This window comes from Escherichia sp. AM3, assembly GCF_032029835.1.
In the GTDB taxonomy this organism is placed as follows: Bacteria; Pseudomonadota; Gammaproteobacteria; order Enterobacterales; family Enterobacteriaceae; genus Escherichia; species Escherichia coli.
Genome location: NZ_JAVUPQ010000474.1, coordinates 1 through 677 on the forward strand (window position 1 = coordinate 1; position 677 = coordinate 677).

The following is a 677-nucleotide window of genomic DNA, read 5'->3' on the forward strand; positions in this document are numbered from 1 at the left end:
CCCGGACTTTGGTCGGCAGGTTATAAATGACGAAACAAAAACTGATCTGGTCCTTAATACCATTGAGGGGGCTATTGCCAGTCTGGGGGAGCAAGTAGTCAATGAGCTCGGTGATTTTCATCATGTGAATCGTGTTTATGTTGTCGGTGGTGGGGCCCCGTTGATCTATGATTCGATAAAAACGGCATGGCACCATCTTGGGCAAAAAGTAGTGATGATGGAGTCGCCACAGACAGCACTGGTTGAAGCTATCGCGGCTTTCAAAGAGGAGTAATATTGTGGACGATGAACGGAAAAGGAAAAAATTCACACTTTATCTGCATCCGGAAAAAGCTGCAGACTTTCAAACATTGGAAGCGATAGAGTCCGTTCCGCGTTCTGAGCGTGGTGAGCTGTTCCGGAATGCATTTATTTCTGGAATGGCGTTACACCAACTTGATCCTCGCCTGCCTGTATTGCTGACTGCCATTTTGAGCGAGGAGTTTTCAGCAGATCAGGTTGTAACCTTACTCAGTCAGACGACAGGATGGAAGCCTTCTCAGGCCGATATCAGAGCTGTGTTGACTGAACTCGGTGCTTTTCAATCTGCTGAAAAAATGCCTCCTTCTGCTACTGATTCGGTGCAGGAGGCAATGAATGATGTGCGCCTTAAAATGCAAAAATTATTCTGATATATC

1 protein-coding gene and 1 pseudogene are annotated in these 677 nt (G+C 46.2%); both read left to right on the forward strand.

What is annotated here, in order from left to right:
- A pseudogene (locus tag RTW80_RS26685) lies at positions 1 to 274 on the forward strand (plasmid segregation protein ParM domain-containing protein); the annotation flags it as partial.
- Positions 275 to 278: 4 nt separating this feature from the next.
- The gene (locus RTW80_RS26690) at positions 279 to 671 is read left to right on the forward strand and encodes a plasmid partitioning/stability family protein (protein ID WP_136360491.1); all 393 of its coding nucleotides are present in this window, start codon (positions 279 to 281) and stop codon (positions 669 to 671) included.
- Positions 672 to 677: the final 6 nt, after the last annotated feature.